The following is a 26640-nucleotide window of genomic DNA, read 5'->3' as shown; positions in this document are numbered from 1 at the left end:
CCTCAGAACACCCAACGGTCCTGCGGCACGACGTTTTCGAGAGTGGCAGGGGAAGTCTTGGCCGAAGGCAAAGGATCGGCTGCCTTCACCAGCGTGTTGGCACGGGTCGACTGGATCTGCATGATCAACGCCGTTTGAGCCGCCACTTGCTCGGACAGCCGTGCGGTCTGCCAGCTGTAGTGAAAGAGACCGGCAGCCAGCGTCAACAGCAGCGCCAGTGCAAGAAACAACGCCTGGCGAATGGGTAATGCTGCAGCTTGGAAACGGTCCACGGATGGGCGGTTCATGCCGGCTTCTCCTGCTGTAATTCTTGTTCAAACCTGAACAGGTAATTGCAGCCTGCATGCCAGACTTTTATTTTAATAAAAAGCTTTATAAATCAATTACTTATGGAACAAGCCGCAAGGCGCAGGGGACGTATCCTGCACGATGCCCCCTCTGGCATCGTGCGTATTGCACGATTCAACCCTCTACTTTGGTGGCTACTTTCAGCAGGTCGGCGTCGACGCCACGCACTCCAGAGATCTGTCGAGCGGTTTCCACCGCGATGCTCTTCTGCTCGCGACTGACCACTTCGCCAGAAAGCCTGACGAGCCCCTGCTCGCAGTCCACCTTTATATTCAAGCCATCGAGATTGCGACTGAACCTGAAACTGGCCTGGATCTTGTCCACCACCCAGCGGTCACTGGGTTGCGGCCCGGTTTGCGCTCCCACAGGCGTTTCCCTGGCCTTGGCCATGGCTGCGCTGTCCAGGCTGACCAGGTTGTTGACCAGATACACACCCTCGGTGGTCCGCGCCAGAACACCCGCCAACTCCTTGCCCTGCGCGCTCTCGACCTTGCCTCGCAAAGTCACCACGCCCTCACTGCTTTGCACGTCTATAGGTGCCTGCTCGGTGGTGTGGCTCCAAAGCAGCCGCGCCTTTATCTTCGCCGCCAGCGTCGCATCCTCCAGACGCTGCGCGTAGGCACGCAGTTCAAGCGGCCGTTCCACCAAGTCGGCGTTGATCCGCAGCTGATTGTCGACCTCTTCGATCCCCCGAGTGGCAAGGGCAACCTTTTCTGCAAGCTGTCGCTCGACCTCGTTCTCGACTTCGCCGGCCAGTCGGGCCTGCTGGCCGTCGACCTCTACCTCGATACGAAACGGGTTCAGCATGCTGTTCAACGCCAACGCCGTTTGCAGGGCACCCTCCAGGCGAGCGTCATTCACAGGGTCAGCGAAAGCTGGGGGAATGCTGGTAGCAGCGTGACCGCCAACACGGCCAGGCGGTAGGAAAAGGGCATGACTGCACCTCCTTCTGTAGGCAAAAGCTAAAAATCTTCGCAACCAATGTGCCATTCGACACCTCTAAGCCAATCATCGAGATATCGCGGCTTCACCGCGAAGATGGGCCATTGGCTAGCATGCAAAGGACAGAATCCGTCAATATTGACCATGCAACTTGCCCGATTTTTCCCACACTAATTGAAGACACATCCTAAGGAGCGCAGGAAATGGAGTCAGCCCAGGACACCCAAGGCCGCATTCTGCTGGTGGATGATGAGTCCGCTATCCTGCGTACATTCCGCTATTGCCTCGAGGACGAAGGCTACAGCGTGTCCACCGCAAGCAGCGCCGCCCAGGCCGAAGCCTTGCTTCAGCGCCAGGTGTTCGACCTGTGCTTCCTGGATTTGCGCCTGGGCGATGACAACGGCCTGGACGTACTGGCCCAGATGCGCATCCAAGCGCCGTGGATGCGGGTGGTGATCGTCACCGCTCATTCCGCGGTCGACACGGCGGTGGACGCCATTCAGGCCGGGGCTGCCGACTATCTGGTCAAGCCCTGCAGCCCCGACCAGTTGCGCCTGGCCACGGCCAAACAACTGGAAGTGCGCCAGCTGTCGGCGCGGCTGGAAGCCCTCGAAGGCGAAGTACGCAAACCAAAGGACGGGCTGGATTCGCACAGCCCGGCGATGATGGCTGTCCTGGAGACTGCCCGCCAAGTCGCCACCACCGATGCCAATATCCTGATTCTGGGAGAATCGGGCACCGGCAAGGGCGAACTGGCCCGGGCGATTCATGGTTGGAGCAAGCGGGCACGCAAGGCATGCGTCACCATCAACTGCCCATCACTGAACGCCGAGCTGATGGAAAGCGAACTGTTCGGCCATACCCGTGGTGCCTTCACCGGCGCCAGCGAGAGCACATTGGGGCGCGTCAGCCAGGCCGATGGCGGTACGCTGTTCCTCGACGAGATCGGCGATTTCCCGCTGACCCTGCAACCCAAGCTGCTGCGTTTCATCCAGGATAAGGAATACGAGCGGGTAGGCGATCCGGTCACCCGGCGAGCCGACGTACGGATTCTCGCGGCCACCAACCTGAACCTGGAAGAAATGGTGCGCGAAAGCCGTTTCCGCGAAGACCTGCTGTACCGTCTCAACGTCATCACGTTGCACCTGCCACCTCTGCGGGAGCGCAGCGAGGATATCCTGACCCTGGCCGAGCGCTTCCTGGCCCGCTTCGTCAAGGAATACTCCCGCCCCGCCAGAGGCTTCAGTGAGCAAGCTCGCACTGCGTTGCTCAATTACCGATGGCCGGGCAACATCCGCGAACTGCGTAACGTGGTGGAGCGGGCCAGCATCATCTGCCCGCAGGAGTGGGTGGAAATGAGCCACCTGGGAATGGGTGAACAACCTGCAGGCAACACCCCTCGGATCGGCGCGCCCCTCAGTCTGGATGAGCTGGAGCGCGCCCATATCGGCGCGGTGCTGGCCACCAGCGATACGCTGGACCAAGCCGCCAAGACCTTGGGTATCGATGCCTCCACCCTGTACCGCAAGCGTAAGCAGTACAACTTATGAAATGGTCGATGAAGCTGCGCACGCGGCTTTTTCTAAGCATTTCAACGCTCGTTACAGCATCTCTGCTTGGCCTGACCCTGGGTCTGGTCAGCGTGATGCAAATGGCGACGGTACAGCAGCAGTTGGTGAAAGAAGCGACCCACGCCCTGGAAATCGGCCTCAAGTTGCGGCAGAACCTAGGCGAACAACTGACCTTGATCCTTGATGAAGATACCGTCCCCGAGCATCTGCAATCGCTGCAGGACAACTTCCAGGCCCTGCTCGATCAGGGTCTAGCTCAGGGTGGTGAACAGAGCAGCTTCAGCAAGGCCAGTAGCCATTTTCAAAGCTTTCTGCGGGCCTATCGGGAAAGCGCCAATCCGGCTCGAAGCATGGGTGCGGATCAACCGCTTGGCGCGGCGTTTGGTCAAGTGCGCACCGACCTGATCGACTCCCACAGGCAAACGCTAGAGCTCATCATCCGCAGCGAAGAGCAGACGCGCAGCCGCGCCCTGCTGGTCAGTGGCCTGCTTGGCCTGATCGGCCTTGTAGTACTGGCGCTAGGCTTCGTCACCGCACACAAGATCGCCCGCCGCCTGGGCCAACCGATCGAGGCCCTGGCCCAGGCCGCCGACCAACTGGGCAAAGGCAACTTCAACGTCACCCTGCCGGTCACCCAGGCAGCCGAGCTGAACCAGTTGACTCGCCGTTTCGGGTTGATGGCCGAAGCGCTGCGCAAGCACCAGGAAACCAATGTCGATGAATTGATGGCCGGCCAGCAGCGCCTGCAGGCTGTGCTCGACAGCATCGACGATGGCTTGCTGATCATCGACCGCCAAGGCCATCTGGAGCATCTGAACCCGGTAGCACAGCGTCAGCTGGGCTGGAGCGACAGCCGTGTGGGCAGCAGCCTGGCCGACGCCCTGCAGCGCCCGGAGCTGGAACATCAACTGCGACAGGTATTGCGCGGCGGCAACCTCGATCGCCCCCCTGACGACCTGCAGATCGAAGTCGACGAAGAGTCTCGGCTGCTGACCTATAGCCTGACACCGGTCAGCCATCCACAGGGGCCAATTCTGGGCGCGGTGATGGTGCTGCACGATGTGACCGAGCAGCGCGCCTTCGAGCGTGTACGCAGCGAGTTCGTACTGCGCGCCTCCCATGAGCTGCGCACGCCGATCACCGGCATGCACATGGCATTCGGCCTGCTTCGCGAACGCCTGACATTCCCCCCGGATGCACGCGAGTACGACCTGATCGAAACCATCGGCGAAGAGATGCAGCGTCTGACCCAGTTGATCAATGACCTGCTGAACTTTTCACGCTATCAAAGTGGGCTGCAAAAACTCGAACTGGCGCCTTGCCCCATCGACGACCTGCTTGAACGCGCCAAGGCACGCTTCACCGAGCAGGCTGCGCATAAGCAAATCGAATTGGTCAACGTCCTGGAACCGCCATTGCCACGCATACAGGCCGACGTCGCCCAACTCGACCGGGTAATGGACAACCTGCTGCACAACGCCATTCGCCATACTCCAAACGGTGGAAAGATCCGCCTGCATGCACGGCGGCACGCAGAGCGAGTGATCATCAGTGTCGAAGACAATGGCGAAGGTATCGCCTATGGGCAGCAAGGCCGAATTTTCGAACCGTTCGTGCAGGTGGGCCGCAAGAAGGGCGGCGCAGGGCTGGGCCTTGCATTGTGCAAGGAGATCGTGCAACTGCATGGGGGGCGCATGGGCGTGTTTTCCCGCCCCGGACAAGGCACCCAATTCTATATGGCGCTGCCTGTCTGAACCCTCGCCCAACGCAAGTCAGTTTTCACCCCGCCGAGCTGCAACCTGTCTTCCGCGGGTCACCAGCTCGGCGAACTGCCGTGCGTTAAGTGGATGGGCGAACAACCAGCCCTGGCCGTAGTTCACCCCTTCGCTGTTGAGCAGCTCGGCCTGGTCTTCGCATTCGATGCCTTCGGCAATCACTCGCAGGTGCAGGTCATGGGCCATGCGAATGATGTGCGGTGCAACTCCGCTACTGGCGGCATCGTGCCCCAGTGCATCGATGAAGGCCTTGTCGATCTTCAGGCAATCCACGGGCAAGGTCTGCAGGTAGGCCAGACTGCAATATCCCGTGCCGAAATCATCGATCAGCACCTGGTGCCCCACGGCCCGCAACGCCTGCAGATTGTCACGGGCCACTACCACGTCGATCAGCCCCCGCTCGGTAACCTCGAAGGCGATCTGGCTGGCCGACACCCGGTGCAACGCCAATAACCGTGCAGCGACTCGCCCGATGCGCGGCACCATCACATCACAGGCAGCGAGGTTGACCGAGATGTACAGGTTGGGGTGCGAACGCAGCAACTGCCCAAGTTGTTCGAGCACACGCTGCAGGACGAAGTCGGTGATCTGGCATATCTGCCCGGTGTTCTCGGCCAGGGGAATGAACAAATCCGGGCTGGTCAGCGTCCCGTCTGGGCGGCGCCAGCGCACCAACGCCTCGGCCCCCACGCATCGTCGGCTGTCGAGTTCGAATATGGGCTGGTAAAGCACTTGCAGTTCGCCACGGCGTAGAGCGTTCTGCAATTCGGAACTCATCGAGCGCCGCTGCTGCACCAGCTGCAGCACCAGCCAACCGATGCAGCAGGCCGCCAACAGGCTGCCAGGGATCAGCAACCAGAGCATGCCGTTCATTTTCAATGGCAAGCTCGCCCGTGGAGCGATCAGCACCAACTGGTAATCCGGCGATTTCGTCGGCATGCGATAGATAAGACGGTCGCTCAGTTCGAGTAGCGTGTTCTCGCTGGAAGGCCAGGCAGCAGCGGGCGGCCAGACTTGCGGCGGGCCCAGCACCGGGATGGCTCGGGCACCATTGTCGAGCACGACCAGCAAGCTGCCGCCGGGGGGCAAGTCGACCACATCGGTCAGGTGCCCACGGGATGTCGAAACCACGAACCTGCCGCGCCCCAACATCAGCGCCGCCAGGTTTTCATCAGGCTCGGTGGTGGTGTTCAACCAATAGCTGTAGGTGGGGCCTCGAATGTCTGGCGCCCGCAGGGATTCGATGAGCCTTTCACCCCCCCGATTCGAACAGGCGATGTTGCCGTCGATGTATGCGGCCTCATAAATAAAGCGCGACCCGAGGCCGACTGCCTGCAAGGCCTGCAACATCGCCGCGTCACAGCCGCGCAAGGGCTGCGCCTGCAACGCATCGACCCCCTCGCGCAGCTGGCCGAATACCTGCTCTAGCCGCTCGAGAAATCGGTCGCCCTGCGCGTTCATTTGCGCACTTTCGTTCTGCTTCATCTGTTGCAGGGCGATACCGAAGCTGGCAGTCAGCAGCACTGCGCCACTGGCCAACGCTGCCAAGGTGGCCAGCATCCAGGGACGGTAAAAAAATTGGCGCAGTGCAGTGAGCAAGGCTGACATCGCTAGCATCCAGTTGATTAACAAGGTATAGCAACTGGTTTGACACTCAGCCTGCCCGTTGAGCGGTGATTAAGGCGCGTGGGGGCGCCTGACTAACGCATGCGGTTGAGCACCTGCAGAATTGCGGCTGTCTGTGCGTCCGGCATGCCATCGAAACGCGCTGGACGGAAGCGCATCTGGAATGCAGCGATCACATGGCGGGTGGCAACGTCCAGCTCTGCGGTTTGCTCGATTGCGTAACCAAAACGGGCTAATTCTTGCTGATACCAGCCGATCGTGGGGGGATTGGCACTGAAATATGCTTGCTGGCGTGCTACCGCCGCGGCGTCTGGCCAAATGCCGAGGCCCGCTTCGGCCAGGCGCTTCCAGGGGAACAACGGCCCGGGGTCCAGTTTGCGTAATGGTGCGATATCACTGTGGCCAATAATGTGGCGCGGCTCGATGTGATTGCGTTTGACGATATCGTTGAGCAGGGCGATCAGCGCCTGGATCTGCGCCTCGCTGTAAGGGTGCCAGACCCGACCATTGGGGGTGTCGGTGAAACCAGGATTGACGATCTCGATGCCAATGGAGCTCGAATTGAGCCAGGTTCGACCTTGCCACTGGCTGTCACCGGCATGCCAGGCCCGACGGCTCTCGTCGACCAACTGGTAGACCGTCGCCGGGCCGTCACCTATCAGGTAATGACTGCTGACCTCACCATGGGTCAGCAGCGCCAGGGAACGTTCAAGGGACGCATTGGTGTAATGCAGGACCACGAACTGGATTCGGTCGTCCTGGTTGGCGGAAACATGGCTGCGGTCGATGCGCAGGCCTGTGGAACAGCCCGCTAGGATCAACAGCATGCAAGCGGTGAATAAGGTTTTCATCGGTGGGAGCACGTTTGGAGGAGTCTACATCGTCGCTACAGTATAACGTGCTCCTTCCCGGCCATTAGGCTAAAGAGTGATTCAGCGTGTGCACAGCACCAGGAATTCCATCGAGTTGTCGCCACTGGGGCCTTTCACATCCACCAGTTGGGTCAGCACCGTTGCCTGCTCGGCCAATGGCTTGCCGATCACTTTGGCGTAGCCATGTACCAGCCTGTTTTCGCTGCTGGCATCGATCGGCGAGACCGAGCAGAAGCCGGGGTCCTGATGCACGATGCGCTTGTTGAAGAACAGCGTGTATTGGGTGAAGTAGTTGTCCTGAGGTTTGTGCTCGACCCTTTCGATCCACTTTGGCCATTGGCGCAACACACTGCCGTCACCGCCAATGTGTGCGGTCCACCAGGTTTCATTGGCCAGGGCAGAGGCCTGGTAGGCCAACCCCATCATTAGTACAACCCACGCTTTGAATGCTTTCATCGCTCGGCTCCTCATCAGAGATCGTTCCGTAACGACATGCACGACAGTGCACATGTCGGTTACGCAGTCTCGACCTCGTAGGCGCGATGAATGCGGTACTTGTTTATGCCATTTCGACCCGGTTACGCCCCAGGTCCTTCGCCCGGTACAAGGCGTCGTCGGCACGCTTGAGCACTTGGTCGGCACGCTCGCCGGAGCGGAAAGCGCTCACGCCAATGGAAGCGGTGATCACCACGCGCTCGCCCTTGAAGTGAAATGGGCACGCCTCGATGGCCGCGCGTAGCACTTCGGCGAATTGTTGACCGGCAGCCGGGGAGGTCTGCGGCAACAACAGGACGAACTCCTCACCGCCAAAGCGGGCGATGAAATCCTGGCCTCGCAGCCGCTTGCGCAGTTGGTCGGCAACGATCTTCAGCACCTTGTCGCCGGCCAGGTGGCCGTAGCCGTCGTTGATGCGCTTGAAATGGTCCAGGTCAAGGATAGCCATCAGCAGATGCCCGCCACCCTCCTGCCAGTCCTGGACCTCGCGCTCGACCCGCTCGGCCCAGGCTGCGCGGTTCGGCAAGCCGGTGAGCGGGTCGATAAGCGCCTTCTGCCGTTGCTCCTCCAGATGCTCACGGTAGCCAAGGGCTTCCTGCTCCATACTGGCCACACGTTCGGCCAGGCCCTGCAGGCGCCCTGCCAGTTCCTGTTCGCGGCGGTCGCGCTCACGCTGATGATCGTCAATGGTGACAGACAACCCCTCAAGACGGTTTTCCAGGATGTGCTTGAGGCTTTCCAGGTCCGCCGCGCCCTGTACGCTACTTTGCAGGCCATCGACCTGTTCGCGCAGTTGGCTGTCCAGCTCACGGGCAGCGGTACTGTTGTCGGCGTGTCCGGCACTGGCTTCCTGCAAGTGGCTCTGGAAATTCTCCAGGCGCTCGTTGAGCTGTTGCAGGTAAGCCTCGAATTCGTGCTGACCGCTGTCGGTAATGGCCAGCATGAGCACTGCCAGGTCGTCGAGAACCGGGATCAGCTCATACCAGTTCAAGCCGCGCGCCACCCGCTCGCGCATTGCCAGGGCTTGTGCCTTGTGGCGCTCGGGCAGGCTCAGGTCGTCGAGCAGGCCAATCAGGGTCTGCTCGATATGCGCAGCGACCTGGCTGTAAGGTGGTTCGACAGCGTCGGGCAAGGCATAGGGGCCGTCCTCGCCAGCAGCATCCTCGACCTGCAACGAAGCGTCGACCAGTGAAGGCAGCTCGCCTTCCTGGAGCTGCTCAGACACGGGCAACGGCGCAGCGGGTGGGGCCGCCGGTGGCTCATGGCGTTGGTTCTCGACCAGTGCAGGCTCGGACAGCACGGTCGGTTCCGACTCTGCAACGGCTTCCGGCATTTGGGGCTGCTCGGCACTCACGGGCTCGGCAGGCGCTTGCAGCTGCGCCGCAAGCGGCTGCAGCTCATCCACATCGGGCGCTGGTGCCTCGACTACATCGGAAGCTGGCGGCGCGGGCGCGACGTCGAGCGAAGGAGGTACCGCGGGAACATCGGCCGCTGCCTGGTCTGCATGGACCAGTGCCTGCTCACCCTGCTGTTCGATTTCGCGATTACCGAACAGGCGCTGCAGAAACCCCGGCCGGGCTTCTTCCTCGGGTTTGCTCAGCGTGGACAGGGCGAGCCCTTGCAGACCGCTGAGCTCGCCGAGTAAAGGAGGCAGGTCGCGGGACTGGCTTACGCCGCCATCGAGTTTCTTGGCCAGCTTTTTCAATGATCTGGATACATCACCCGGCAATGGCAGCGTTTGCAACTGGCTTACCAATGACGTGAGCGCATCGCGGACCTGGTTCATCCGTGTTTCACGTCGCTGCTCGGAATCCAGAACGGCTTTTTCCAGGCGCGGAATCAGGCCGGCCAGGCCGGCGTCCATGTTGTCGCTGCGGATCACCTCGCGCATTTCCTTCATGCACTGGTCGACCGCCTTGTCGCTGCCTTCGGCTGCCAGGGTGCTGCGCACCAGGCCCCGGCGCAACAGGTCAAGTCGAGCATTCCAGCGACGCTCGAGCTTTTCCTGCTGTTCGATGCTTTTTAGATATTTTTCTTTCCAGCGCTCGGCGTCGATGGTCATGCCTGGATCCGCAAAAAGTGATGCATCTATGAGCTGTGATTACACGCTTTCGGCGAACGCTTCGAACACTTGAGCGCTCGAAACGCTTCTGCTGATCTACCTCAGGACCGGCAGCGTATCCACAGTCAATGCTTCAGGCAATCGGATCTCGACAGCGACGGGAAGGTGGTCGGAAATTGGCTGCGCCAGCACCTCGACCCGTTCGAGGGTCAAGCTCGGGCTGAGCAGGATATGGTCCAGGCAGCGCTGAGGGCGCCAGCTGGGGAAGGTGGCCTCGGCCTGCGGGGCGATCAGGCCCAGATCGCGCAGAGGCGAGTGGTCGAGCAGGTCGGTGGCATGGGTGTTCATGTCGCCCATCAACACCTGGTGACGATAGCCGCCGATCAGCTCGCGAATGTAGGCCAACTGCCTGGCACGGGTCTTCGCCCCCAGTGCCAGGTGCATCATCACCACGATCAGCGCGTCGTCGCCCTCGCCGAATCGCACCAGAATTGCCCCACGCCCAGCCGGGCCAGGCAACGGATGGTCTTCCAGCAGATGCGGTTTGAGGCGGCTGAGCACCCCGTTGCTGTGCTGGGCGAACCGCCCGAGGTTGCGATTGAGCTGCTGGTACCAGTAGGGGAAGGCGCCCAACTGGGCCAAGTGCTCGACCTGGTTGACGAAGCCTGAACGCAGGCTGCCGCCATCGGCCTCCTGCAGGGCCACCAGGTCAAAATCGTTGAGCAGCTCGCCGATCTTTTGCAGGTTGCCCGCCCGCCCGTTGTGCGGCAGCAAATGCTGCCAGCTACGGGTCAGGTAATGACGGTAACGCTCGGTGCTGATGCCGACCTGAATGTTGAAGCTCAGCAACCGCAGGCGGCCATCCTCGGGCAGGCCAGGGGCCTGCAGGTGATGTTCGTTGACCTGCGGCTGATGCAGGCCAATGCCACGCGTGTTTCTGAAGCGGGGCATAGGGTTCGCCGCTTACTTAGCGGCGCGCTCCTTGGCGATCAGTTGGTCGGCGACGTTCAGGACGCCTTCCGGACCGCCTGCGGTACCCAGGTCGAAGCGGTACTTGCCGTTGACCACCATGCTCGGTACACCCGTGATTTCGTACTTTTTCGCCAGCTCCTTGGCCTGGTTGACCTGGCCTTTGATGGCGAAGGAGTTGTAGGTCGCCAGGAACTTGTCTTTGTCGACGCCCTGGGTAGCGAGGAAGTCAGCCATGTCGGCAGGGTCGGTCAGACGCTTGCGCTGGTTCTGGATGGCATCGAACACGGCGGCGTGCACCTTGTGCTCCACACCCATGGCTTCGAGAGTCAGGAACATCTGGCCATGGGCATCCCATGGGCCGCCGAACATTGCCGGAACGCGTTTGAAATTGACGTCCTTGGGCAGCTTGTCTACCCATGGGTTGATGGTCGGCTCGAAGTGGTAGCAGTGTGGGCAGCCGTACCAGAACAGCTCGATCACTTCGATCTTGCCAGGCACGGATACCGGAACAGGGTTGCTCAGCTCGATGTATTCCTTGCCGGCCACGGGCTCCGCAGCCTGGACGGCAGTCATACCGAATACGCTGGCAGCGACCAGCGCAGCGCTGAGAATCAGTTTACGCATGCTTTACTCCTGAGCAGTCATTGGTCGCCTCGACGCGACCTGAATTCAGACAGGTCGGGAAGGGCCCGAGTTCTGTAGTGTAACGGCTGCGGACTGAAAAAAGGGCGGTCCGGCCGCCCTTTCATCTTTGCCGTACAGCATTAACCGAATGTTAATGCAGGCCCTGGATGTAGCTGGACAACGCCTCGATATCCTTGTTGCTCAGCTTGCCGGCAATCGAGCGCATGGGCATGGCATCGCCATCATTGGTGCGATTGCCTTCGCGGAAGTCCGTGAGCTGCTTGGTCACGTACTGCGCATGCTGGCCCCCCAGGTGCGGGAAGCCGGCGAGGGCGATGCCAGCGCCATTGGGCGAGTGGCAGCCGGTACAGGCCGGCATGCCTTTCTCAAGGTCACCGCCGTTGAACAGGGCACGGCCCCGCTCGACCAGTTTTGGATCGGCCGCCCCCACGCTGCCTTTCTGACTGGAGAAATAGGCGGCGATATCGGCCAGGTCCTGGTCGTTGAAGTTGGCGAGCATGCCTGTCATTTCCAGCACGGTACGCTTGCCGGACTTGATGTCATGCAGTTGTTTTTCGAGGTAGCGCTGGCCTTGGCCGGCCAGTTTCGGGAAGTTCGGCGCCAGACTGTTACCGTCGGGGTTGTGGCAGGCACCACAGACGGCCGTCTTGGCCTGGCCGGCGGCGGCATCGCCTTTGATGGGGTCAGCAGCAGTGGCCGCACCTGCGACACCCATGGTCAACAGCAGACTCACGACTAGTTTGTTCATCAGCTAATCCAACACGGCTAAGGGTGAAATGTTATGTATCGGGACTGCCACTCATCCAAAGGATGACCAAACGGTAGTCCTCGGCACTGCAGTCCATGCACAATCCACGCGGCGGCATAGCCTTGAAACCCTGGGTAACATGCGCCACCAGTGTGTTCACACCTTGCGCCAGCCTTGGCTCCCAGGCTGCCCGGTCACCCCGCTTGGGTGCCTGTGGCAACTGCCCGGCGTGACAGGCCGCACACGTGCGGTTGTACAACGCCTCGGGATCCTGTGTAGCCTGTGCGCTGAAAAACGGTAGGAACATACCGACAGCAAGCAGCCATTTCGCCATGCGGAACGACCTGACAGGGTTGGGGGCCGCGCTGCGTTCTGATGCGCGAGCTATTGTTCGACACCCCATGCTCGATCTCCTTCGCTGGGAGAATGAGCACACAAAAACTGGGGCATTATATACTTCCGCCATCCAAACGGAAACGACACCGCTTGCCGGCTTCGGCCTTGGCAACACCCACATCGGATATCCCATGCAAGTCAAGAACCCCATCCTCGGCCTCTGCCAGAAAGCCAAATTCGCCCTCAGCGCAGCCAAGGTCGAACAATGTCCGGACGACCAGGGTTACGAGGTGGCTTTCGCCGGTCGCTCCAACGCCGGCAAGTCCAGCGCCCTCAATACCCTGACTCATGCCAGCCTGGCGCGCACCTCGAAGACCCCAGGGCGCACCCAGCTGTTGAATTTCTTCAGTCTGGACGATGAACGGCGTTTGGTCGACCTGCCGGGTTACGGATATGCAAAAGTCCCGATCCCGCTCAAGCAGCACTGGCAGCGCCACCTGGAGGCCTACCTGGGCAGCCGCGAGTGCCTGCGTGGCGTCATCCTGATGATGGACGTGCGTCACCCCATGACCGACTTCGACAAGATGATGCTCGACTGGGCAAAGGCCAGCGGCATGCCGATGCACATTCTGCTGACCAAGGCCGACAAACTGACCCACGGTGCCGGCAAGAACACCTTGCTCAAGGTGCAGTCGGAAATTCGCAAGGGTTGGGGCGACGGTGTGACCATCCAGCTGTTCTCGGCGCCCAAGCGCCTGGGAGTCGAGGATGCCTACCGCGTGCTGGCGGATTGGATGGAGCTCGAAGACAAGCCAACTGCCTGAAGTGAGCACAACCACCCTGCAGGAGCGGGCCCACCCGCTCCTGCGGGTGTGTACCGGCTGGTCAAATTCCGGGCAAAAAAAACCCCGGACTTCATATGGGGAGGGGGAAGTCTGGGGTTCAAGTCCGGACCGCTAGGGCGGGGTCCGGGTATCTGCCAACACTTAACACAACATAGGAGCATCGAAAGGCTTCACCAGCCATTCAGTTACTCTGAGCCCCGTTTCACCGATTTAGTTCCGAAGCCCTCAAAACTATTTGCGATAGTTTCATGAAACTTCAGAACCAGAGGCCCGAGGCCTGCTTCGGATCCGCGGCACACATCCCCGATCCTACACAGCTTTTCCAGCGTAATCAGTGAGCTTCGTCCCAATTCGAGCCCACGCCTACCTCTACCAGCAGCGGAACATCCAGCTGCGCGGCATTGCTCATTTGCGTGCGAATTTCATCTTTCACCTGCTCGACCAGACCCTCTTTCACTTCGAGTACCAGTTCGTCGTGAACCTGCAGGATCACACGGGCATCCAGATTGCTCTGGGTGAGCCAGTTGTCCACATTCACCATCGCCCGCTTGATGATATCGGCTGCGGTGCCCTGCATCGGCGCGTTGATCGCCGTGCGTTCGGCGCCTTTGCGCAAGGCTGGGTTCTTGGCGTTGATGTCCGGCAGGTACAGGCGGCGTCCGAACAGGGTCTCGACGAAGCCTTGCTCGGCCGCCTGGGCACGCGTGCGCTCCATGTAGGCCAGCACACCGGGGTAGCGGGCGAAATAACGGTCAATGTAGTCCTGTGACTGCTTGCGATCGACACCGATCTGCTTGGCCAGTCCAAAGGCGCTCATACCGTAGATCAAGCCGAAGTTGATGGCCTTGGCGCTGCGGCGCTGGTCCGTGGTGACCGCCTCGAGTGCCACACCGAAGACTTCGGCGGCAGTCGCACGGTGGACATCGAGGTTGTTGCGGAAGGCATGCAGCAGGCCTTCGTCCTTGGCCAGGTGAGCCATGATGCGCAGCTCGATCTGCGAGTAGTCCGCCGCCAGCAGCTTGTAACCGGGGCTGGCAATGAAGGCCTGACGAATGCGTCGGCCTTCGGCCGTGCGGATCGGGATGTTCTGCAGGTTCGGGTCGCTGGACGACAGGCGCCCGGTCGCGGCCACGGCTTGCTGGTACGAGGTGTGGATGCGCCCAGTACGCGGGTTGATCTGCCCTGGAAGCTTGTCGGTGTAGGTGCTCTTGAGTTTACTCAGGGTGCGGTACTGCATCAGTACTTCGGGCAGCGGGTAACCCTGCTCGGCCAGTTCATCGAGCACCGCTTCAGCGGTGGAAGGCTGCCCTTTGGCAGTCTTGCTCAGCACGGGCATGCCCAGCTTGTCGTACAGGATGGCACCCAGCTGCTTGGGCGAACCCAGGTTGAACTCCTCGCCAGCCAACTCGAAGGCGCGGCGCTCCAGCTCGGCCATTTTCACACCCAGCTCGCCACTTTGGATCTTCAGCAGTTCGGCATCGACCAATGCCCCCTGGCGCTCGATCTTGGCCAGCACCGGCACCAGCGGCATCTCGATGTCCATCAGAACCGGCTGCACGCTCGGGGTCTTGGCCAGGCGCGCCTGCAGCGCCTGGTGCAGACGCAAGGTGATATCGGCGTCCTCGGCAGCATAGGGGCCGGCCTTTTCCAGGGGAATCTGGTTGAAGGTCAGCTGCTTGGCACCCTTGCCCGCAATCTGCTCGAAGGTAATGGTGGTGTGATCGAGGTATTTCTGCGCCAGGCTGTCCATGTCGTGACGGGTGGCAGTGGAATCCAGCACGTAGGATTCGAGCATGGTGTCATAGGCGACGCCACGCATCTGAATGGCCAGCTCGCAATTGGCGAGAATATTGATGTCGTACTTGGCGTTCTGACCGACCTTGGCCTTGCCTGGGTCTTCCAGCAACGGCTTGAGCGCCTTCAACACTTGCTCGCGGTCCAGCTGCGTCGGGGCCCCTTCGTAGTCGTGGGCCAGCGGCACATAGGCCGCCTCATGGGGCTCGACTGCGAACGACAGGCCCACCAACTGTGCCTGCTGTGCATCCAGGCTGGTGGTTTCGGTGTCGAAGGCAAACAGCTGGGCCTGGCGCAGCTTCTCAAGCCAGGCATCGAAGCGAGCCTGGTCGAGGATGGTTTCGTATTTAGGTTCAACCTTGGCCGCCGGTGCCTCGACCGGTTCAAGGGCTTCACCGGCCTGGCTGGCGTCACGCTGGACCTCGGCGATCCAGCTCTTGAACTCCATTTCGGTGTACAGCGCCAGCAGCGCCTCGCGGTCGGGTTCGCCGCAGACCAGGTCATCGACGTCGATTTCCAGCGCCACGTCGACCTTGATGGTGGCCAACTCATACGACAGAAACGCGGCATCGCGATGCTCTTCGAGCTTGGCTGGCAGGGTCTTGGCACCACGGATCGGCAGGGCCGCCACCTTGTCGAGGTTAGCGTACAGGTCGCTCAGACCACCGCCGATCCCTGTCAGCAGGCCGACCGCCGTCTTTTCGCCCACGCCCGGCACGCCGGGGATGTTGTCGACCTTGTCGCCCATCAGGGCAAGGAAGTCGATGATATGCTCGGGCCCGACACCGAACTTTTCGCGCACGCCCGCCACGTCCAGCACGCTCCCGGTCATGGTGTTCACCAGTGTGACGTGCCCGTCGACCAACTGCGCCATGTCCTTGTCACCGGTCGAGATGATCACCGGCCGGCCAGCGGTGGCACTGCTGCGAGCCAGGGTGCCGATCACGTCGTCGGCTTCGACGCCTTCGACGCACAACAGGGGGTAGCCCAGGGCTTTCACACTGGCGTGCAGCGGTTCGACCTGTACCCGCAAATCGTCGGGCATGCTTGGCCGGTTGGCCTTGTACTCGGCGAACATCGCATCGCGGAACGTACCGCCCTTGGCGTCGAACACCACGGCGAACAGGCTGTCTGGATATTGCTTGCGCAGGCTCTTGAGCATGTTCAGCACACCCTTGACCGCGCCGGTTGGCATGCCCTTGGACGTGGTCAGCGGCGGCAGCGCGTGAAAGGCGCGGTAGAGATAGGAGGAACCGTCCACCAGGACGAGGGGCACTTGGCTCATGAGGAGAATCAACCTTTTCGGCGGGTCCGGCGCTAGAATAGCCAGATCAATGACGACAAAGGGACAAGGTTATCATGCGTACACCCATTCGCCTGTTACTGCTCGGCCTGTTGGCAACCACGCCGGTCGTCACCCTGGCGGCGGACGACGCCCCATCGGCAGATCCCGATGTGACCATTCGCACGGAAGGCGACAAAACCATCCAGGAATATCGGCAAAACGGCTTCCTGTATGCGATCAAGGTCACGCCGAAGAACGGCAAGCCTTACTTTCTGGTACGCGCCGACGGCTCCGAAGGCAATTTCATTCGTTCCGACCAGCCGGACATGCTGATTCCGTCCTGGAAGATCTTCGAGTGGTAATCTGACGCGCACCGTTCACATCAACCTGGCACTTCCCGGCGGAAGTGCCCGCATGGGCAACTCTTCATCATGTCAGTCTTCACCCCCGTGACCCGGCCTGAGCTGGAAACCTTTCTGGCGCCCTACGAGCTGGGCCGTTTGCTCGATTTCCAGGGCATTGCCGCCGGTACCGAGAACAGCAACTTCTTCGTCAGCCTCGAACAGGGGGAGTTCGTCCTGACATTGGTCGAACGGGGCCCGGTCGAGGACATGCCGTTCTTCATCGAGCTGCTCGATGTTCTGCACGAAGCCGACATGCCGGTGCCCTATGCACTGCGTGACCGCGACGGCAACGCCCTGCGCGAACTGTGCGGCAAGCCGGCCCTGCTGCAACCACGGTTGTCGGGCAAGCACATCAAGGCGCCCAACAACCAGCATTGCGCTCAGGTGGGCGAACTGCTCGCGCACATTCACCTCGCCACCCGCGAGCGCATCATCGAGCGCCGTACCGACCGCGGCCTGGACTGGATGCTGCAATCGGGTGCCGAGCTGTTGCCGCGTCTCACCGCCGGGCAGGCTGCGCTGCTACAGCCGGCACTGGACGAGATCACCGCGCACAAGGCGCAGATCCTGGCCTTGCCCCGGGCCAACCTGCATGCCGACCTGTTCCGCGACAACGTGATGTTCGAAGGCACCCACCTGACCGGTGTGATCGACTTCTACAACGCCTGCTCGGGCCCGATGCTGTATGACATCGCCATCACCGTGAACGACTGGTGCCTGGATGAGCACGGCGCCATCGATGTGCCCCGCGCCCAGGCGCTGCTGGCGGCCTATGCGGCGCTGCGACCGTTCACGGCGGCGGAAGCTGAGCTGTGGCCAGAGATGTTGCGAGTCGGCTGCGTGCGGTTCTGGCTGTCGCGACTGATCGCGGCCGAGTCGTTCGCCGGCATGGACGTGATGATCCATGACCCGAGCGAGTTCGAGGTGCGTCTGGCGCAGCGTCAGCAGGTGGCGTTGCACCTGCCGTTCGCGCTCTAGGCCGCGCCTGCCTCTTGGTGGGTAAACCCGCTCCTGCACTAAAGCGATAACCTGGGAGTTTTCGCTAGCGCCGTGGGAGCGGGTTTACCCGCGAAGCGGTCGGAACAGGCTTACAACTGTTCCAGACACCCCGCCAGATCAGCACCCAATTTCTCCAGCAGCCGCTCATAGCCCCCGGCATCCACCAGGTCGGTGCCACCCAGGGCATCCAGCTCGGCCAGGCGCACCGGCAACCCTGCCGTCAGGGTCTCGGCCAACCGCGGCCGCAGCGGTGGCTCACTGAAGACACAGGTCTTGCCCACTTCCTGCAGGCGCTTGCGCATGGCGGCCACATGTTGCGCGCCAGGCTGTACCTCGGCAGCGACAGTGAACACTCCGGCGTGTTTCAGACCGTAAGAGGCCTCGAAGTAGTCGAAGGCTTCGTGGAACACGAAGTACGGCTTGTTGGCGATACCCGATACCCGCGCCTTGATACGCGCATCCAAGGCATCCAGACGTTCGACGAAAGCTTTCAGGTTGCCCTGGTAGCGCGCCGCGTTGGAAGGATCGACCGACGCCAGGTCGGCGGCCATCTTCGTCGCGATCACCCGGGCGTTGACCGACGACAGCCACAAATGCGCATCCAGGCTACCCGGCCGGTGATCGTGATCATGGTCGTCGTGGTCTTCTTCCTCATGGGAATGGCTATCCTCGCCGAAGTGACGAAGGCTCATGCCCGGCAGCGACTGAACCGCGACCGTGGGCTTGCTGCGGCTGCCCAGCACCCGTGGCAGGAAGCTCTCCATGTCCGGCCCGATCCAGTACAACAGGTCAGCATCGCCCACACGCCGCATGTCGGAGGGGCGTAGGGCATAGTGGTGCGGCGAGGCGCCCGGCGGCAGCAGCACATCGGGCGTACCTACGCCGTCCTGCACGGCGGCGGCAATCTGCTGCAGCGGCTTGATACTGGTGAGCACCCGCACGTCGGCGTGCGCCGAACAGGCGAGGAAAGCGACAAAAAGCACAAGGAATCGGGACACGATGAATACTCGACTCGTCAGAAACAGGTAACATAATAACGTCTCCATCCAGAACCGTCGCTGCCCATGTCCATTACGCCGCTGGCTCACCGTCCCCACGATCACTCCCATTGCGTACACAGCGCACTGGCTGAGGCCGACGCCCTGTGCACGCGCCAGGGCCTGCGCCTGACCGCTCTGCGCCGTCGCGTACTGGAGCTGGTCTGGCAGAGCCACAAGCCGTTGGGCGCCTATGACATCCTTGCCGTGCTCAGCGAGCAGGATGGGCGCCGCGCCGCGCCCCCTACCGTGTACCGGGCACTGGACTTCCTGCTCGAAAACGGCCTGGTCCATCGCATCGCATCGCTCAACGCCTTCATCGGTTGCAGTCACCCTGAACATGCGCACCAAGGCCAGTTCCTGATCTGCCGGGTATGTCATGTAGCCATCGAGCTGGAGCAGGACAGCATCAGCGACGCCATCATCGCCAGTGCCAAGGACGTAGGTTTCAGCGTCGAAACCCAGACCGTCGAGATCGTCGGCCTGTGCGGCAACTGCCGGAGCGCGGCATGAGCGATGCACTGATCCGCCTTGAGCAGGTCGGCGTCACTTTCGGTGGCGAGGCAGTGCTCGACAGCATCGACCTGTCGGTCTCCCCTGGGCAGATCGTCACGCTGATCGGCCCCAACGGCGCCGGCAAGACCACGCTGGTACGCGCCGTGCTCGGCCTGCTCAAGCCGCACCGCGGTACGGTATGGCGCAAACCGCGCCTGCGCATCGGCTACATGCCGCAGAAAATCCAGGTGGACGCCACGCTGCCACTTTCGGTACTGCGCTTCCTGCGACTGGTACCGGGTGTCGACCGTGCGGCTGCTTTGTCGGCCTTGCAGGAAGTGGGCGCCGAACAGGTCATCGACAGCCCGATCCAGACCATCTCCGGGGGTGAGATGCAACGCGTGCTGCTGGCCCGCGCACTGCTGCGCGAACCTGAGCTGCTGGTACTGGATGAGCCGGTGCAGGGCGTCGACGTGGTCGGGCAGACCGAGCTGTACAACCTGATCACTCGCCTGCGCGACCGCCATGGCTGCGGCGTGCTGATGGTGTCGCACGACCTGCACCTGGTGATGAGCGCCACCGACCAGGTGGTTTGCCTGAACCGCCATGTGTGCTGCTCCGGCCACCCCGAGCAGGTCAGCAACGACCCGGCGTTCGTCGAGCTGTTCGGCCAGAACGCGCCAAGCCTGGCCATCTACCATCACCACCACGATCACAGCCATGACCTGCATGGCTCGGTGATCACCCCTGGCACCCATGTTCACGGAGAGCACTGCAAGCATGGCTGATTTTCTTCTGTATGCCCTGCTTGCGGGCCTTTCCCTGGCGCTGGTGGCCGGCCCACTGGGTTCCTTCGTGGTCTGGCGGCGCATGGCCTACTTCGGCGATACGCTGTCCCACGCGGCCCTGCTCGGCGTGGCACTGGGCTTCGCCCTGGATGTCAGCCCTGCGCTGGCAGTGACCGTGGGCTGCCTGCTGCTGGCGATCCTGCTGGTGACGCTGCAACAGCGCCAGCCGCTGGCCTCCGATACCCTGCTCGGCATCCTGGCCCCCAGCACCCTGTCGCTGGGCCTGGTGGCGCTCAGCTTCATGCACGATGTGCGCATCGACCTCATGGCCTATCTGTTCGGTGATTTGCTGGCCATCAGCACCACCGACCTGGCCTGGATCCTCGGTGGCAGCGCGCTGGTCCTGCTGCTGCTCGCAGCCTTGTGGCGCCCCCTGCTGGCGGTCACCGTGCACGAAGAGCTGGCCATGGTCGAAGGCTTGCCAGTGGCGAGCCTGCGCATGGCGCTGATGCTGCTGATTGCAGTGGTCATCGCCGTCGCCATGAAGATCGTCGGGGTGCTGTTGATCACATCGCTGCTGATCATTCCCGCCGCCGCGGCACAACGTCACGCCCGCTCCCCCGAGCAAATGGCCTTGGGTGCCAGCCTGCTGGGCGTCACCGCCGTGTGTGGCGGCCTGGCCCTGTCATGGTTCAAGGACACACCGGCCGGCCCGTCGATCGTGGTGTGCGCCGCAGTGCTATTCTTGCTGAGCCTGGCCTTGCCCAAGCGCTGAAAACCGGGGGGTGCGCAGGCATACCCTGCAACCTTTTCAAGGGTAAAGGGTCTGTAAGACCTGTTTTCGAGCGTATGCCCCTGGGTGTAGACTTGCTCGCTTTTTGCGCAAATAGAGAGTCGCAGGAATGAAGCCGTTCGCCTCCCGTTATCTGCTTGTTGCCGCGTTTTCGCTGTTCCTGGCTGCCTGTTCCAGCGCGCCGGTCGAACAGGCGGGTGCACCTGCCCAAGCCGATGCCTGGCAGCAATTGCAGCAAAGTATCACCAGCGATGAGCTGGCCACCGCCGAAGATCAGTTGGCGGCGCTGCAAACCCAGTCGCCCGACGACGCACGCCTGGAGCAATACCAGCGCCAGCTTGCCGAAGCCTACCTGCAGCGTAGCCAGATCGTCCTGCAGAAGGGCGACGTCAATGCTGCAGCCACCGCGCTGGCCCGTGCCCGGGCGCTGATGCCCCAGGCGCCAGCGGTGACCGGTGGCGATGCCGTTACCCAGGCACGCAAGGCCGAGCTGGAAAAAGCCGAGGCAGCGCTGAAGGCTGCCGAGGCCAAGCCCCAGGCGCGGGTGATCGACCCGGCTGCACCAAGCACCGTCGTTGCGCTGAAAACCACCGATATCCGGGCGATGCGACGCCAGCTCGACGAAATTGCCAAGGACGTGGTGAATTACCAGTGCGAGGTGGTGTTCCAGGTACCTCGGACCGAAGACGCGCCTTGGCTGAAGACACTGCTTGAGAAGCGCGTGCACAAGATCGACAGCGATTTCGAGCTCAAGCAGAAGCATGAAATCCGACGCTCGATGCGGGCACAGGTCGTTCTGGTCCCGCATCAGCAGTGACGATCAGGGCTGCTTTTGCAGCCCTCAGGCCGGCACACCCTCCGCGACGGCCTCTCGCTCCCATACCCGATGCCCTTCTACGGCTTTGACGAAGGCATTCATTACCGCCTTGTCATCTCCCAGCAGCAGCCCCCTGTCTTGCTTCAGGCCCAGGCTGCTTGCCAGATCCTTGGTCAGCACCATCGCCTTCAGATGCTTGTAACCCTCCAGCAGGAAATGCTTCGCCAAGCCGCTAGACGCCAGCGCCTTGACCGATTCGCTGCCGCCCGGAACGACTATCCCATCGAACATGATCGACGGCATACCCTCCATCGACGCGTCTACCGGTAACTGCTTGCCATCTGCCGTCTTCACCGGCGCGGAGCTCGGCCCCAGCAGCAGTGGACGGGCGCTCTCGGCCTCCAGCGCCTTGACCAGCGCGTCAACGCTAGCCGCATCCACCCCATCGGCCACCAGCAGCGCAATCTTGCGCCCCTTGATACCGACGTCACCAGGATGGTTCATCTGGCTCAGCGCCTCGGATTGCGCGAGTTTGCTTCCCTTGACCTTCACCGTGCCCTGCTTGGGCGCCGGCAACCCGAGGTTCGCTGCTACTGCAGCCGCCAGCTTCAGGTCGATGTTAGCCAGAATCTCGTTCACCTCTCGCTGGCGGATGGTCTCTCGCTCCACCTTGCCCAACTCGAAGCTGTAGGCCTTGATGATGTGTTGCTGCTCAGTCGGGCTCATGCTCTGGAAAAACAGCCGCGCCTGGGAGAAATGGTCGCCGAACGATTCGCTGCGCTGGCGGATCTTGTGCGCGTCGATGCGCTCCTGATAGCTCTCGAAACCGCCGTCCTGCGCCGCAGGAGGCGTCTCCTTGGGCCAACCGCCGTCGATAGAGTTCGGCTCGTATGAGGCACGCCCCCTGTTGATGGTCATGCGGTGCATGCCATCGCGCTGGCCGTTGTGGTTCTGCGACATCGGGCAGTTGATCGGGATCTCATGGAAGTTCGGGCCACCCAGCCTGCTGATCTGAGTATCGGTGTAGGAAAACAGCCGGCCCTGCAGCAGCGGATCATTGCTGAAGTCGATACCCGGCACGATGTGCCCCGGACAGAAAGCCACTTGCTCGGTTTCGGCAAAGAAATTGTCCGGGTTGCGGTTGAGCACCATCTTGCCCAGCTTGGTGACTGGCACCAGTTCCTCGGGAATGATCTTGGTCGGATCGAGCAAGTCGAAGTCGAACTTGTGCTCATCGGCCTCAGGTACGATCTGCACACCCAACTCCCACTCAGGGTAGTCACCGGTTTCGATCGCTTCCCACAAGTCGCGGCGATGGTAGTCGGTGTCTTTGCCCGCCAGCTTCTGTGCCTCATCCCATAGCAATGAATGCACGCCCTGGCGCGGCTTCCAGTGGAACTTGACGAAACTGGCCACGCCCTCGGCGTTGATCATGCGGAAAGTATGCACGCCAAAGCCTTCCATCATCCGCAGGCTGCGCGGAATGGCGCGATCGGACATGGTCCAGATGACCATGTGCGCCGATTCCGGCACCAGCGAAACGAAGTCCCAGAAGGTGTCATGGGCCGAGCCGCCCGTCGGTATCTCGTTGTGCGGTTCAGGCTTCACGGCATGCACGAAGTCAGGAAACTTGATCGCATCCTGAATGAAAAACACCGGCATATTGTTGCCAACAAGGTCGAAGTTGCCTTCATCGGTGTAGAACTTGACGGCGAAGCCGCGCACATCGCGCACCGTGTCTCCCGAGCCGCGTGGCCCTTGTACCGTGGAAAACCGTACGAACACCGGCGTGATCTTCTCCGGGTCCTGGAGGAAGCCAGCCTTGGTCAACTGGGCATGACAGCCGTAGCTCTGGAAGTAGCCATGGGCACCGGTACCCCGGGCGTGGACGATACGCTCAGGGATGCGTTCATGGTCGAAGTGGGTGATCTTCTCGCGCAGGATGAAGTCTTCGAGCAGCGATGGTCCGCGAGGGCCCGCCTTCAGGCTGTTCTGGTTATCGGCGATCTTCACGCCCTGGTTGGTGCGCAGCGCCTGCCCGGTGGCATCGCTGCGGCAGGACTCCAGCCGCTGCAGCTTGGCATTGGTGTTGGCCCGGTCAGGGGTATCGGTGCCGGCGACTTCACTGTGCTTGGGCGCGTCGTTCTTCTTGGTGGGCATGAGTCGGCTCTCCTCGTCAGTCTTCAGGCATGCCCTGTACGGGCTCGTTCAAGTAGTGACTAGGAAGCTTTGCCGAGCGTTCAATCAGGATTACCGGTTGTCGCGTTATGCCCGCTGGATTGGTGCATGACGAAATAAATGCTAAGAACAGCTATGGGAAAAGGCTAAAATGCGCGACCCCCGGCCAACCGCCGACACAAATTCCATGCGCCCCACAAGGTTCGCTACGTGATCGAGTTCCAAAATGTGCATAAGACCTACCGCGTCGCCGGTAGGGAAATCCCAGCTCTCAACCCGACCAGCCTGACCATCGAAAACGGCCAGGTATTCGGCCTGATTGGCCACTCCGGTGCGGGCAAGAGCACCATGCTGCGCCTGATCAATCGCCTCGAGGAGCCCTCGGGCGGCAAGATCATCGTCGACGGCGAAGATGTCACCGCCTTCAATGCCAACCAGCTACGCGGTTTTCGTCAGCAGGTCGGGATGATTTTCCAGCACTTCAACTTGCTGGCATCCAAGACCGTGGCCGACAACGTGGCGCTGCCACTGACCCTGGCCGGCGAGCTGTCGCGCAGCGAGATCGACAAGCGCGTCAGCGAACTGCTGGCCCGCGTTGGCCTGCAGGACCATGCCAGGAAGTACCCGGCACAGCTGTCTGGCGGTCAGAAGCAGCGCGTCGGCATCGCCCGTGCCTTGTCCACCAACCCAAAAATCCTCCTATGCGACGAGGCCACCAGCGCCCTCGACCCACAGACCACGGCCTCGGTGCTGCAGCTGCTGGCCGAGATCAACCGCGAGCTGAACCTGACCATCGTGCTGATCACCCACGAAATGGACGTGATCCGCCGGGTGTGCGACCGCGTTGCGGTCATGGATGCCGGCCATATCGTCGAGCAGGGCTCGGTGGCCGAAGTATTTCTGCATCCGCAACACCCGACCACCAAGCGCTTCGTGCAGGAAGACGAACACGTCGATGAAAGCGAGCAGCGTGACGACTTCGCCCACGTGCCAGGCCGCATCGTGCGCCTGACATTCCAGGGCGATGCGACCTACGCACCGCTGTTGGGCACCGTGGCCCGTGAGACCGGGGTCGACTACAGCATCCTCGCTGGACGTATCGACCGCATCAAGGATGTCCCCTATGGACAGCTGACCCTGGCCGTCACCGGCGGCGACATGGAGGCGGCGTTCGACCGCTTCAAGGCAGCTGACGTACATATGGAGGTACTGCGTTGATGGACGCGCTCAATTTCTTCGCCAACGTCGACTGGGCCGAAATCTGGCTGGCCACCGTCGATACCATGATCATGCTGTTCGGCTCGCTGTTCTTCACCGTGCTGCTGGGCCTGCCGCTGGGCGTACTGCTGTTCCTCTGCGGACCACGGCAGATGTTCGAGCAGAAGGGCGTCTATGCGCTGTTGTCGTTCGTCGTCAACGTGCTGCGTTCGCTGCCGTTCATCATTCTGCTGATCGTGATGATCCCGGTCACCGTGATGATCACTGGTACCTCGCTGGGTGTCGCGGGCGCCATCCCGCCGCTGGTGGTAGGCTGCACGCCGTTCTTCGCACGCCTGGTCGAAACGGCCCTGCGCGAAGTGGACCGTGGCATCATCGAAGCCACCCAGTCGATGGGCGCCACCACCCGCCAGATCATCACCAACGCGTTGCTGCCAGAGGCCCGTCCGGGCATCTTCGCAGCCATCACCGTCACTGCCATCACCCTGGTGTCCTACACCGCCATGGCGGGTGTGGTGGGTGCCGGCGGCCTGGGCGACCTGGCGATCCGCTTCGGCTACCAGCGTTTCCAGACCGACGTGATGATCGTTACCGTCGTGCTGCTGCTGATTCTGGTTCAAGTCCTGCAAAGCGTGGGCGACAAACTGGTCGTGCATTTTTCCCGTAAGTAACCCCAATGGGGTCGGCCAGGCCGACCCGTTCGGGGGCCGTCGCGGCCCTCACAAGGAGTGATCAATGAAGAAGCTGCTTGCTGTCGCTGCCGCCATCGCGGCCTTCTCGGCCCACGCCGACACCCTGACCGTTGCCGCCACCCCGGTGCCGCACGCCGAGATCCTCAAGTTCGTCCAGCCACAGCTGGCGAAGGAAGGCGTAGAGCTGAAGGTCAAGGAATTCACCGACTACATCCAGCCGAACGTGCAGGTCGCCGAGAAGCGCCTGGACGCCAACTTCTTCCAGCACCAGCCGTACCTGGATGAATTCAACAAGTCCAAGGGCACTCAGCTGGTCAGCGTTACCGGCGTGCACCTGGAGCCCTTGGGCGCCTACTCGACCAAGATCAAGAAGCTCGACGAGCTGTCCTCCGGTGCCACCGTGGTCATCCCCAACGACGCCACCAACGGCGGTCGTGCCCTGTTGCTGCTGGACAAGGCCGGTGTGATCAAGCTCAAGGACAACAAGAACATCCTGTCCACCGTCAAAGACATCACCGGTAACGACAAGGGCCTGAAGTTCCGTGAGCTCGAAGCAGCCACCATCCCCCGCGTACTGACCCAGGTCGACCTGGCGCTGATCAACACCAACTATGCGCTGGAAGCCAAGCTGAACCCGGAGAAGGATGCACTGGTCATCGAAGGCAGCGACTCGCCTTACGTGAACATTCTGGTGGCTCGTCCGGACAACAAGGACTCGGACGACATGAAGAAACTGGCTGCTGCGCTGCACTCGCCAGAGGTGAAGAAATTCATCGAAGAGAAGTACAAGGGTGCGGTGATTCCGGCGTTCTAAGCCGCAGATCTACACCCGCCTCTTCGCGGGCAAACCCGCTCCCACAGGTGAACCGCTGTGCTCCAGATCAGCGGAAAAGCTCTGGGAAC

General features: G+C 61.6%; 24 protein-coding genes and 1 pseudogene. 12 read left to right on the top strand and 13 right to left on the bottom strand.

Going from position 1 to position 26640, the window contains the following annotated elements; translation table 11 throughout:
• Window positions 1-2: 2 nt before the first annotated feature.
• Together VXM67_RS02790 and VXM67_RS02785 are read right to left on the bottom strand one after the other, a co-directional pair.
• Window positions 3-287 carry a hypothetical protein gene (locus VXM67_RS02790; protein WP_027906625.1) on the bottom strand — a complete coding sequence of 95 codons (285 nt, stop codon included), beginning with the start codon at window positions 285-287 and terminating at the stop codon, window positions 3-5.
• A 175-nt stretch (window positions 288-462) separates the two neighbouring features.
• Window positions 463-1283, bottom strand: a pseudogene (locus tag VXM67_RS02785) (BON domain-containing protein).
• A 210-nt stretch (window positions 1284-1493) separates the two neighbouring features.
• On the opposite strand from VXM67_RS02785, the gene algB reads away from it, so the two are divergent.
• Window positions 1494-2840, top strand: coding sequence for a sigma-54-dependent response regulator transcription factor AlgB (algB, locus tag VXM67_RS02780; RefSeq protein ID WP_027906627.1), 1347 nt, complete (start codon window positions 1494-1496; stop codon window positions 2838-2840).
• Window positions 2837-4615: a KinB sensor domain-containing domain gene (locus VXM67_RS02775; protein ID WP_023378035.1), complete on the top strand. Its 1779-nt coding sequence runs from the start codon at window positions 2837-2839 to the stop codon at window positions 4613-4615. Before algB ends, VXM67_RS02775 begins: the two co-directional genes overlap by 4 nt.
• An 18-nt stretch (window positions 4616-4633) precedes the next feature.
• On the opposite strand, the gene VXM67_RS02770 is transcribed toward VXM67_RS02775, so the two are convergent.
• The 8 genes from VXM67_RS02770 to VXM67_RS02735 all read right to left on the bottom strand — a co-directional run bounded on the left by VXM67_RS02770 (window position 4634) and on the right by VXM67_RS02735 (window position 12390).
• Entirely contained in the window at window positions 4634-6244 is a 1611-nt protein-coding gene (locus tag VXM67_RS02770) for an EAL domain-containing protein (protein ID WP_023378034.1), read from the bottom strand.
• A gap of 92 nt (window positions 6245-6336) precedes the next feature.
• Window positions 6337-7113, bottom strand: a complete 777-nt coding sequence (locus VXM67_RS02765; RefSeq protein ID WP_023378033.1) for an N-acetylmuramoyl-L-alanine amidase — start codon at window positions 7111-7113, stop codon at window positions 6337-6339.
• Between the two features lie 81 nt (window positions 7114-7194).
• Entirely contained in the window at window positions 7195-7590 is a 396-nt protein-coding gene (locus VXM67_RS02760; protein WP_023378032.1) for a hypothetical protein, read from the bottom strand.
• 103 nt (window positions 7591-7693) lie between these two features.
• Window positions 7694-9691, bottom strand: a complete 1998-nt coding sequence (locus tag VXM67_RS02755; RefSeq protein WP_023378031.1) for a GGDEF domain-containing protein — start codon at window positions 9689-9691, stop codon at window positions 7694-7696.
• Between the two features lie 96 nt (window positions 9692-9787).
• Window positions 9788-10642: an endonuclease/exonuclease/phosphatase family protein gene (locus tag VXM67_RS02750; RefSeq protein ID WP_023378030.1), complete on the bottom strand. Its 855-nt coding sequence runs from the start codon at window positions 10640-10642 to the stop codon at window positions 9788-9790.
• 12 nt (window positions 10643-10654) lie between these two features.
• Window positions 10655-11287, bottom strand: a complete 633-nt coding sequence (dsbA, locus tag VXM67_RS02745) for a thiol:disulfide interchange protein DsbA (RefSeq protein WP_023378029.1) — start codon at window positions 11285-11287, stop codon at window positions 10655-10657.
• 151 nt (window positions 11288-11438) lie between these two features.
• Complete coding sequence (locus VXM67_RS02740; protein WP_023378028.1) at window positions 11439-12056, bottom strand: c-type cytochrome; 618 nt, start codon at window positions 12054-12056, stop codon at window positions 11439-11441.
• A 31-nt stretch (window positions 12057-12087) separates the two neighbouring features.
• The gene (locus VXM67_RS02735) at window positions 12088-12390 is read right to left on the bottom strand and encodes a c-type cytochrome (RefSeq protein WP_023378027.1); all 303 of its coding nucleotides are present in this window, start codon (window positions 12388-12390) and stop codon (window positions 12088-12090) included.
• Window positions 12391-12583: 193 nt separating this feature from the next.
• Here VXM67_RS02735 and yihA point away from each other — a divergent pair, with 193 nt between their 5' ends.
• The gene (yihA, locus tag VXM67_RS02730; RefSeq protein WP_023378026.1) at window positions 12584-13216 is read left to right on the top strand and encodes a ribosome biogenesis GTP-binding protein YihA/YsxC; all 633 of its coding nucleotides are present in this window, start codon (window positions 12584-12586) and stop codon (window positions 13214-13216) included.
• A gap of 352 nt (window positions 13217-13568) precedes the next feature.
• Here the strand turns inward: yihA and polA are convergent, their stop codons facing one another.
• Window positions 13569-16316, bottom strand: a complete 2748-nt coding sequence (polA, locus tag VXM67_RS02725) for a DNA polymerase I (RefSeq protein WP_023378025.1) — start codon at window positions 16314-16316, stop codon at window positions 13569-13571.
• Between the two features lie 74 nt (window positions 16317-16390).
• Here polA and VXM67_RS02720 point away from each other — a divergent pair, with 74 nt between their 5' ends.
• Together VXM67_RS02720 and VXM67_RS02715 are read left to right on the top strand one after the other, a co-directional pair.
• Window positions 16391-16678: a DUF2782 domain-containing protein gene (locus VXM67_RS02720; RefSeq protein WP_023378024.1), complete on the top strand. Its 288-nt coding sequence runs from the start codon at window positions 16391-16393 to the stop codon at window positions 16676-16678.
• Between the two features lie 69 nt (window positions 16679-16747).
• Complete coding sequence (locus tag VXM67_RS02715; RefSeq protein WP_027906630.1) at window positions 16748-17698, top strand: homoserine kinase; 951 nt, start codon at window positions 16748-16750, stop codon at window positions 17696-17698.
• A gap of 110 nt (window positions 17699-17808) precedes the next feature.
• Here the strand turns inward: VXM67_RS02715 and VXM67_RS02710 are convergent, their stop codons facing one another.
• Window positions 17809-18765 carry a zinc ABC transporter substrate-binding protein gene (locus VXM67_RS02710; RefSeq protein WP_049818686.1) on the bottom strand — a complete coding sequence of 319 codons (957 nt, stop codon included), beginning with the start codon at window positions 18763-18765 and terminating at the stop codon, window positions 17809-17811.
• A gap of 18 nt (window positions 18766-18783) precedes the next feature.
• On the opposite strand from VXM67_RS02710, the gene zur reads away from it, so the two are divergent.
• The 4 genes from zur to VXM67_RS02690 all read left to right on the top strand — a co-directional run bounded on the left by zur (window position 18784) and on the right by VXM67_RS02690 (window position 21649).
• Window positions 18784-19269 carry a zinc uptake transcriptional repressor Zur gene (gene zur / locus VXM67_RS02705; protein ID WP_023378021.1) on the top strand — a complete coding sequence of 162 codons (486 nt, stop codon included), beginning with the start codon at window positions 18784-18786 and terminating at the stop codon, window positions 19267-19269.
• Window positions 19266-20039 (top strand): zinc ABC transporter ATP-binding protein ZnuC, encoded by a 774-nt coding sequence (znuC, locus tag VXM67_RS02700; protein WP_367237486.1) that lies wholly within the window; start codon window positions 19266-19268, stop codon window positions 20037-20039. Before zur ends, znuC begins: the two co-directional genes overlap by 4 nt.
• On the top strand, window positions 20032-20814 hold the full coding sequence (gene znuB, locus VXM67_RS02695) for a zinc ABC transporter permease subunit ZnuB (protein ID WP_023378019.1): 783 nt from the start codon (window positions 20032-20034) through the stop codon (window positions 20812-20814). Before znuC ends, znuB begins: the two co-directional genes overlap by 8 nt.
• A 127-nt stretch (window positions 20815-20941) precedes the next feature.
• Window positions 20942-21649, top strand: a complete 708-nt coding sequence (locus tag VXM67_RS02690; protein ID WP_023378018.1) for a PA5502 family lipoprotein — start codon at window positions 20942-20944, stop codon at window positions 21647-21649.
• A 24-nt stretch (window positions 21650-21673) separates the two neighbouring features.
• Here the strand turns inward: VXM67_RS02690 and katE are convergent, their stop codons facing one another.
• Window positions 21674-23836 (bottom strand): catalase HPII, encoded by a 2163-nt coding sequence (gene katE, locus VXM67_RS02685; RefSeq protein ID WP_273497311.1) that lies wholly within the window; start codon window positions 23834-23836, stop codon window positions 21674-21676.
• Window positions 23837-24037: 201 nt separating this feature from the next.
• Between katE and VXM67_RS02680 the strand changes: the two genes are divergently transcribed.
• The 3 genes from VXM67_RS02680 to VXM67_RS02670 all read left to right on the top strand — a co-directional run bounded on the left by VXM67_RS02680 (window position 24038) and on the right by VXM67_RS02670 (window position 26551).
• Entirely contained in the window at window positions 24038-25045 is a 1008-nt protein-coding gene (locus VXM67_RS02680; RefSeq protein WP_023378016.1) for a methionine ABC transporter ATP-binding protein, read from the top strand.
• On the top strand, window positions 25045-25716 hold the full coding sequence (locus tag VXM67_RS02675; RefSeq protein ID WP_023378014.1) for a methionine ABC transporter permease: 672 nt from the start codon (window positions 25045-25047) through the stop codon (window positions 25714-25716). The genes VXM67_RS02680 and VXM67_RS02675 overlap by 1 nt, the downstream gene beginning before the upstream one ends.
• Window positions 25717-25780: 64 nt before the next feature.
• The gene (locus VXM67_RS02670; protein WP_023378012.1) at window positions 25781-26551 is read left to right on the top strand and encodes a MetQ/NlpA family ABC transporter substrate-binding protein; all 771 of its coding nucleotides are present in this window, start codon (window positions 25781-25783) and stop codon (window positions 26549-26551) included.
• Window positions 26552-26640 lie beyond the last annotated feature (89 nt).

Origin of the sequence: Pseudomonas sp. Rh2 (assembly GCF_040762985.1) — a bacterium.
Taxonomy (GTDB): domain Bacteria; phylum Pseudomonadota; class Gammaproteobacteria; order Pseudomonadales; family Pseudomonadaceae; genus Aquipseudomonas; species Aquipseudomonas taiwanensis.
This window is presented reverse-complemented; position numbering and strand designations above follow the sequence as displayed.